Raw genomic sequence first — 242 nt, 5'->3', positions numbered from 1 at the left:
CCGAGGCGGAGAGACAGGCGTTCGGCCATCGGCGGCACGACTAGCGTGGGCAGGGTATAGGCCAGCAGCGCCATGCCGACGCTGAACGAGGACAAGTCCAGCCCGGCGTGGAACCAGATCGGCAGATAGATGATCAGCGGCCAAAAGCTAAGATTCATCCCCACTGCGCCAACCAGCGCGCCCGAGAAGGAGGGGCTGCTGAAGACCCCGAGGTCAAACATGGGATGGGACACACGTCGTTC

At 63.2% G+C, this 242-nt stretch carries 1 protein-coding gene; it reads right to left on the bottom strand.

The annotated features are described in order from the left end of the window. The coding region (locus ACM03V_RS34550; RefSeq protein ID WP_414625325.1) for a hypothetical protein at window positions 1-221 on the bottom strand (221 nt) is incomplete at its 3' end. Between the last annotated feature and the right edge of the window lie 21 nt (window positions 222-242).

It is taken from the genome of Calothrix sp. CCY 0018 (genome assembly GCF_963920925.1).
GTDB lineage: Bacteria > Cyanobacteriota > Cyanobacteriia > Cyanobacteriales > Nostocaceae > Rivularia.
This window is presented reverse-complemented; position numbering and strand designations above follow the sequence as displayed.